Below are 8572 nucleotides of genomic sequence, written 5' to 3' on the forward strand. Positions count from 1 at the left end.
TATCGTCAATGTTCAGAAAAAAGTCGTTTGCCATTTATTTATTTAAGTGGTGGTGTGACGAACGAGCAATTTATCGATACGCTTCACTTCGCTAAAGAGGCAGGGTCTAAGTTTAATGGGTGTCTGTGTGGACGGGCCATTTGGAAAGATGGTGTGCGACCGTTTGCTGAAGAAGGTCAAGAGGCTTATGTCAATTGGCTAGAGACGACAGGCGTCGGCAATTTGGAAAATGTTCGTGAAGCCGTTCAAGAAACAGCTTCACCTTGGAAATAACAGACGTAAATAAAATTTATAATAATTAAAAGCACGTAGCATTCTTTTGATAAGAAAGCTACGTGTTTTTTAAATGAATTTTTCAATAAAGTATTATAATATCTCTCTTTAAAAATTATCTTTAAATGCCGATATTAATTGAAGGGGATACTTTAGACCTAGTTTATTTGACTGAACTTAGATGAGTAAGTTTACTACATAACACACAACAAGAGGAGGAGATCGGCATGAAAGGTCTTTTGAATTTTAGAAGCATCAGAAGTAAGGTATTGTTTGGCTTTTCACTTGTTATTATACTGACGGTTATATTTGGGATTTTTAATTATTGGACAGTCTCTAATGTTAATAAGGACACAAAAGACATGGTAAATAAGGATTTAGAGTTGCTAATTGCTAATCAAAAGTTAGCTTCTTCGATGTCAAATAGAGTAGGATCTGTACGTGGATACGCAGCTGATGGGGATCAAAGTTATAAAGATTTATTTTTTGATGAATCTGAGCAAATGGAAGAGTATGAGCAAAAAATTACTGACTTAGGTTCCTCTGAAGAACTCACGGATATTCTAGCTCGTCTTAAAGAATGGGAAGAATATGTAACGGCTGAAGTTTTTGATGTCTACGATAGCGGGAAGGAAGACCTAGCGAATGAGAATTTAGCCAACGTTGCGTCGACAGCGAAAGATTTAGCAGTCGATTTAGATGAATTGACCTCAGGCCGAGAAGAGGTTATTAATCAAAGTGCCAATGACATGATTTCTAGTGGTGAAGCATCTCTCGTCGTCGGTATTGCAATAACTCTTTCAGTATTAATTATTGGCGTTGTGGCTGCTGTTCTCACCTCGCATACAATTTCTAGACCAGTTAAATTATTAATGAATCGAATGAAGGCTATTACAAATGGTGATTTGACACATGACCCACTTGCCGTAACGTCAAGGGATGAAATCGGACAACTTGTAACAGCGACGAACGATATGAATGAAACGATGCGTGATTTATTAACTCAAGTTGCTGAAGTGTCTAAGACTGTGTCAAGTCAAAGTGAGGAAATGACCCAATCAGCTGATGAAGTAAAAGAAGGCGCATCACAAGTCGCATCAACCATGCAAGAGTTAGCAGAAGGATCTGAACGTCAGGCTTCTGATGCAAGTGATTTATCAAGTACGATGACGACCTTTGCGGGCGAAATTGACCAGGCCCATGTAAATGGTGGGAAAGTTGAGGAATCTTCGTCTGAAGTAATTACTATGACAGTGGCAGGCAGTAAATTAATGGATTCATCAAAAGAACAAATGGATAAAATTGATCATATTGTCCAAGACTCTGTCCGAAAAGTGAAAGGATTGGACAAGCATGCTCAGGAGATTTCAGAATTAATTGCTGTGATCCAAGACATTTCTGATCAAACGAATTTATTGGCCTTAAACGCAGCAATTGAAGCGGCAAGAGCAGGCGAACACGGGAAAGGTTTTGCAGTCGTTGCAAATGAAGTGAAAAATCTTGCTGAACAGGTATCCAACTCTGTATCAGGTATCACAGAAATTATCACTAATATTCAAAAAGAAACGACTGTCGTGGCAGACACGTTAGAGACGGGTTATCAGGAAGTTGAGCAAGGAACAAAGCAAATCGAAGCGACAGGGGAGAAGTTCAACACAATCCATACAGCTATTGATGAGATGGCAAATAATATTGTATTGGTATCCGAAAGTATAGGAAATATTGCTTTAAGTAGTCAAACTATGAATAGTTCTATCGAAGGAATTGCCGCAATTTCCGAAGAATCGGCTGCAGGTGTTGAACAAACGTCAGCATCAGCCGAGCAAACAACAGCATCTATGGAAGAAGTGGCTGAAAGTTCAAGAACTCTTTCTCAATTAGCTGAAGAGCTGAATCAGTTGGTCTTGAGATTTAAATTATAGATGAAATTAAAACTGTGACTGGTGCATAATATGAAGTTTAAACAAAATGTGCTGATATTATATTAAGTTTTTCACCTGGGCAGCGGGGGAGTATCACTCGGTCGATCCCTCCGCTCGTTCAAGACCACTGAGAAAATTGCTTCAACGTTATGGCATAATCTCCAGCAGACTTTTTGGGGATTTACAGGCGCACTCCCTCGAATATGGTGCAGGAGCAATTTGGAGGATATTTTCAGTGACCTCACTAGGGAGGCGGGGCGCCGCACAGGGCCATAATGAACGTACTTGATTATACTTTAAACTATTTTGGTTTCCCCACTACTTACCATTACATTGCAAATATAGAAAATATGTGCGGATTTCTGTTTTAACAATCATCTCCGGTTTAATCCTCTTTAAGAAGGGAAAATATGTTAAGACTTATGTCATTAGACACATCTGCGCCTTATATTAAAAAATATCTCTGAATGACAACCTATGGGTGTTATTTTCTCAGGTGTTGGTAACTATAAAGAGAGAACTTACTTTTAAACTGTCTTCGATTGAAAAGGGGTAAACTTATGACCGAACGAGCACAACATCGCCAAACGAGTAAAATGAGAAAAATATTACGAGGCGCAGCAGTTATTATCGGTGCGTTCATTACGGCATACGGACTTGAGGCTATTTTAATTCCAAACAATGTTTCTGATGGTGGTGTGACAGGACTTAGTATTGTCGGATCCCAGCTGACTGGAATTCCGCTCGGATTTTTAATTGCTATTTTAAATATTCCATTTATTTTCCTAGGGTATAAACAAGTCGGCCAATCTTTTGCAATGTATTCTATATTAGGGATTGCGTCACTGGCTTTTGGAACGAGCTTTATGCGACATGTTCCGACTATTATTCAAGGGGATACGCTTTTGGTCACTGTTTTTGGTGGAATTATCATCGGGTTTGGTATGGGGGTCACGCTTCGTAATGGAGGAGCGCTTGATGGTATTGACATGCTGGCGGTGTTATTAGCACGGAAATTACCGTTTGGCACGAGTGACTTGATCTTATTTTTAAATTTATTTGTATTTGCCGTTGTATCTACTGTTTTTGGCCTAAAAGGCGCATTTTTATCAGGAATCGCTTATTATATTGCCTCGAAAGTGATCTTCACGGTTGAAGAAGGCTTGAGCGGTTCGAAAACGTATAAAATTTTGACGACAAAACCTGAAGTAATGGTCGAAACCATTCGTGATCGTCTCGGTCGAAGTGCAACATATAACTTAGTTGAAGGTGGCTATTCTAATGAGGAGTTTAAAGAAATTACCTGTATCATCAATCGTCTTGAGGACAGTAAAATGAAAGAGATTATTTCTGAAGTTGATACATACGCTTTTGTAGCAGTTTACGATGTGGCAGAGGTAAAGGGTGGTAATTTCAAAAAACGTGATGTCCATTAGGTCACTTAAATATGTCTACCCATTAAAAAAGGCAACACAGTAGAGTTTACTGTCTTGCCTTTTTTTCTATATCATAAGGGGTACTTATAATAGGTTTTCCCATTAATTAAAAAATTAAACGTTAATTAATGAACGATAAGGTTTTTGAAAATCTATTTTAATCTCAATACAATATTTTTAAAACGCATATACCATGAAGAAAAGTGGTTATTTGTGTTACAATCTTAACAAACTAAAAGAGAATTATATTGTTTATTCAATGGAAAATTTATGTTAATCCAGATTATAGGAAAGGTATATTGATAAAATCAAGCTCAAGGGGGAAACAGCATGGAAGAAGTGACAGATAAAAATGCTTCATTACGACAAGATGTAAATAAGTTAGGAACGATATTAGGCGAAATTTTGATGCTGCACGGAGGAGAAGAATTATTTAATCAAGTTGAAGAAATTCGAGAAATGACTAAGCAGCTCCGCCAAAATCACAATTCTAAGACGTATCATCAATTAAAAGAAAAAATAAGCACATTAAAACCACCCATGCGTCAGCAGGTGATCCGCGCTTTTTCTGTTTACTTTCATTTAATCAACATTGCGGAACAAAATCATCGCATAAGGCGAAGACGACAGTATTTATTAGAAGAAGGGATTAGTCAGCCTTTTACTCTTGAAAGAGCAGTCACCAAAGTGAAAGAGTATGCCCTTTCTCCAAGAAATATTCAAGATGTACTTAATGAATTATCAATTGAACTGATTATGACTGCCCATCCAACAGAAGCAACGAAGCGTACTGTGCTTGAAATACAAAAGCGAATTTCTGATAATTTACGTAAATTAGACAATCAATTGGTAACTGAAAAGGAAAAAGCAGTGGTCGAGGAAAGTTTATTTAATGAAGTAACTGCTTTATGGCATACAGATGAACTTAGGCACAGAAAACCTAAGGTGTTAGATGAAGTGAAGAATGGTCTTTACTACTTTGATCAGACGTTGTTTGAGACGCTACCGGATATTTTTCAAGAATTGGATTTGCAACTTAGGGATCAGATTTCAGAAGGCGATTGGGAAGTTCCGAATTTCATTCGTTTTGGTTCTTGGATAGGCGGCGATCGTGATGGTAATCCAAATGTGACGACAGATATCACTTGGACAACGCTGAACATGCAGCGCGAATTAATTTTAAAGAAGTACGATGCGGCGATTGTTGATTTAATGAGGCGCTTTAGTCAATCGACGGAGCGTATATCGATTGATCAATCTTTTATTGATCGAACAATAGAAGAAGAGAAGAAATACTTAAACACTAAAGAAAAATGGTTCGGCACCTCAGAAATTTACCGTCGAAGATTTGCAGTTATCCTAAAACGTTTACGTGCAACAGGAAAATCACCTGAGGGTTATCAAACGTCGGATGAGTTGGTTGCTGATCTCAAGGCCATCAGAATAAATGCTGAATCCCATTTACCAATACCTAAAAAGTTAAAAACAATTCGCAAGGTAATCCGCCAAGTACAAATGTTTGGCTTTCACTTAGCAACACTTGATATTCGAAATCACAGTGGAGAACATGAAGCAGCTATCGCAGAAATTTTAAAAGCTGTTGATGTGACGACAGATTATTCAAGTCTTAAAGAGGAAGAAAAACAAGAAGTTTTACTTGACGTACTAAATGATCCAAGACCACTTCTCCTTTTTGATGGTAGTTATTCTAAAGCGACACTCGATATGTTGAGCGTTTTTAGAATGATTAAAAAGGCACATGCGGAATTCGGAAAACGTGCCATTGAAGTTTATTTAATTAGTATGACTGAAGCACCGAGTGATCTATTAGAAGTTCTCGTTCTAGCTAAAGAAACTGGTCTGTATCGACTTTATCCAAACGGAAGTGTAGAAAGCGATATTGACGTGGCTCCGCTCTTAGAAACTATTGATGACCTAGTTGCAGGTCCGAAAATTATGCAAATGCTGTTTGAAACGGACGTCTACCGAAAACAACTACAAGCACGGGGGTATCATCAAGAAATTATGCTAGGTTATTCGGACGGAAGTAAAGACGGTGGAACAATAAGTGCCAATTGGAAACTTTTTAAAGCACAAGAAGAAATTCATAATATGGCAAGAAGCTATGACATTCGTTTGAAATTTTTCCATGGACGTGGCGGCTCGCTTGGTCGTGGAGGCGGCTCATTGAACACAAGTATCCTGTCTCAACCTGTAGAAACACTAGGAGACGGTGTGAAAATCACTGAACAAGGAGAGGTGCTTTCATCTAGGTATTTGATTGAAGATATCGCTTATCGAAATTTGGAACAGGCGGCCTCAGCCTTGTTTGAAGCTTGTGCTCGTGTATCAGCGGCTCCTGACGAAATAGAATATCGGGAAAAAGAATGGGAAGCGGCTATGGAAACCATTTCGAAAAATTCACTGGAAAAATATCAATCACTTATATTCGGTGATCCAGATTTTCTTACCTATTTCCATCAGGCCACACCGTTAACCGAAATAGGTGATTTGAATATAGGATCCCGACCAATGAGCCGGAAAAACAGTCAAAAATTTGAAGATTTGCGTGCGATTCCTTGGGTATTCGCTTGGACACAGTCGCGCCATATGTTACCCGCCTGGTATGCGGCTGGCACTGGATTACAGTCATACATTGAAACAGATGATTCCCATCTGGAAATTTTACAAACAATGTATAACGAATGGTCATTTTTCCATTCCACAATCAATAATTTGCAAATGGCTTTAATGAAAGCCGATATGAAAACAGCTAGAGAATATTTAGATTTAGTCGAAAACCAAGAGTTGGCTAACCGAATCTATAACGATATTTTGGATGAGTATGAGCGGACAAAAGCAGCATTACTCTTAATTTCCGGTAATGACGAATTGCTCAGTCACTCGCCAAATATAAAGGAATCCGTTCATTTACGTAACCCGTATGTCGATCCGCTCAACTTTCTGCAAGTCGACTTGATTCATCAATTAAGAGAAGCCGAACAACCGTTAGACGAATTGGTGACTGAGGTGTTACTTACAATTAATGGAGTTGCTGCGGGGTTAGTGAATACAGGTTGATTCTGAAATTATGGCGTTAATATTAGGGGAGGAAGGTTGGAAATAAAAGAAAGCTTCCTTCTCCAACTTTTTACAGATAAAGAAATTAGTCTGATTGAAAAAGGCAGTGAAGCAACACTGCCCTATTCAGGATTTTAAACCGGATGTAAGAGAGGAATTTATTTATATTTATACCGCCGAAAATCCCCTTGAAGACCTGCCACGAGAACTGTCTCTATTCTTAGACCATGAATTTTTGAAGAAGAATAAAGACTACAAAACAGACATGCGCTTTGAATTGTTAGATTCTGAAGAACGTCTTTTTGGCGTGGATAGATTTAGTTATTTAGGCAGTATTGATGATTGGATGAATTTAGATAGTTCAACCAACTTAGAGGAGCTTGTGAGAGAATATGTTTCACACGTGGGGAAAGAAAGCTTTTTTGATTTATTTTAGTGTAGAAAATTCTATGTGGCTTTTTAATTTAAACGATATGGATAGTTATCCATTTAACAGCAAAGCTCTCCTGAAAAACAATAAAATAAACTCAATCTTGTCACAAAACTGACAAAAACTAACAGTTGACACCGTTTACATAACGGTGTAATTTAAACCATAAGTTAATATGTTAAAAATGTACGGATAGGAGATCTACATTTTCGCGACAGCATACAGATTAATTGTATGTTGCGAAAAGGTAGATCTCTTTTTTTGTTTAATAACATATTAATGGTGTTTACGTTGAATATTAAAGAGAAAGAGGTGGTTAACTTGACTGAGTTTATGGGAGAGCTTTTAGGAACAATGGTACTCATCACTCTAGGTGTTGGTGTCGTTGGTGGTGTATTGTTAAAATGGTCAAAGGCTGAAGGTGCAGGATGGATTGTCATAACACTTGGATGGGGACTTGGCGTGACGATGGGTGTTTATGTCTCTGGAACAGTGTCAGAAGCACATATAAATCCTGCCGTAACATTAGGGTTTGCCGCGATTGGTGAATTCCCTTGGAGTAAAGTACCATCATATATTACCGCACAGATGATTGGTGCTGTGTTAGGAGCAGCTATCGTCTTCTTTAATTATTTACCACACTGGAAGGAAACAAAGGATGAAGGGAAAAAGCTGGGGGTATTTGCCACGGCACCGGGAGAATCTGTCAGGGTCAGAAGTTATGTAGCGAATTTAGTGAGTGAAATAATCGGCACATTTTTCCTTTTAATTGGTCTCTTATTTATTGGTGCCAATACATTTTCGGAAGGTCTAAATCCCTTAGTGGTCGGCTTGCTTATTGTCGTTATTGGTACGTCACTTGGTGGAGCAACAGGCTATGCCATTAATCCAGCGCGCGATCTCGGACCACGTATTGCCCATGCGTTACTTCCTATACCAGGAAAAGGCGGCTCAGACTGGGCGTACAGCTGGGTACCTGTATTAGGGCCATTTATCGGAGGAACTTATGGCGCAGTGTTTTATAATGGTGTATTTAACAATAATTATACCGTATCCTTTTGGTTGTTAAGCATCTTGGTGGGCACATTGATGATTATTGCTTTAGTGCGAGAATTGAATCTGGCAAAAACAAAGAAGAAGCATAGGTAAATATAAAAAAATTGAGAGGTGTAGTGTTATGAAGGAATCATATATTTTATCAATAGATCAAGGAACAACAAGTTCAAGAGCCATTATTTTTAAGTACCAAACTATTACTTGTAAACGTTGTATAAACCGTTACGGTATGATATAATAGAACATACATTCCCGTGCGGAAAAGGTGAGTATCCATGTTCATCCATAAAGCCTATTGTTTTCGTATCTATCCAACTAAAAAACAAACAGAATTGATCAAGAAAACAATTGGATGCAGCCGCTTTGTTTTCAAT

Annotated in this window: 6 protein-coding genes and 1 pseudogene; all 7 read left to right on the plus strand. The window is 38.2% G+C overall.

Annotated elements, in window-relative coordinates; all coding sequences use genetic code 11:
- A pseudogene (locus KQI49_RS18120) lies at positions 1–273 on the plus strand (tagatose-bisphosphate aldolase); the annotation flags it as partial.
- 227 nt (positions 274–500) lie between these two features.
- Positions 501–2195: a methyl-accepting chemotaxis protein gene (locus tag KQI49_RS18125; protein ID WP_216490979.1), complete on the plus strand. Its 1695-nt coding sequence runs from the start codon at positions 501–503 to the stop codon at positions 2193–2195.
- Between the two features lie 560 nt (positions 2196–2755).
- Positions 2756–3631, plus strand: a complete 876-nt coding sequence (locus KQI49_RS18130) for a YitT family protein (RefSeq protein ID WP_216490980.1) — start codon at positions 2756–2758, stop codon at positions 3629–3631.
- 330 nt (positions 3632–3961) lie between these two features.
- On the plus strand, positions 3962–6712 hold the full coding sequence (ppc, locus tag KQI49_RS18135) for a phosphoenolpyruvate carboxylase (protein WP_216490981.1): 2751 nt from the start codon (positions 3962–3964) through the stop codon (positions 6710–6712).
- A 94-nt stretch (positions 6713–6806) separates the two neighbouring features.
- Positions 6807–7148, plus strand: coding sequence for a hypothetical protein (locus KQI49_RS18140; RefSeq protein WP_216490982.1), 342 nt, complete (start codon positions 6807–6809; stop codon positions 7146–7148).
- Between the two features lie 315 nt (positions 7149–7463).
- Positions 7464–8291: an MIP/aquaporin family protein gene (locus KQI49_RS18145; protein ID WP_216490983.1), complete on the plus strand. Its 828-nt coding sequence runs from the start codon at positions 7464–7466 to the stop codon at positions 8289–8291.
- A gap of 182 nt (positions 8292–8473) precedes the next feature.
- The coding region (locus KQI49_RS18150; protein ID WP_216488455.1) for a helix-turn-helix domain-containing protein at positions 8474–8572 on the plus strand (99 nt) is incomplete at its 3' end.

It is taken from the genome of Virgibacillus sp. MSJ-26 (genome assembly GCF_018918075.1).
Taxonomy (GTDB): Bacteria; Bacillota; Bacilli; order Bacillales; family Amphibacillaceae; genus MSJ-26.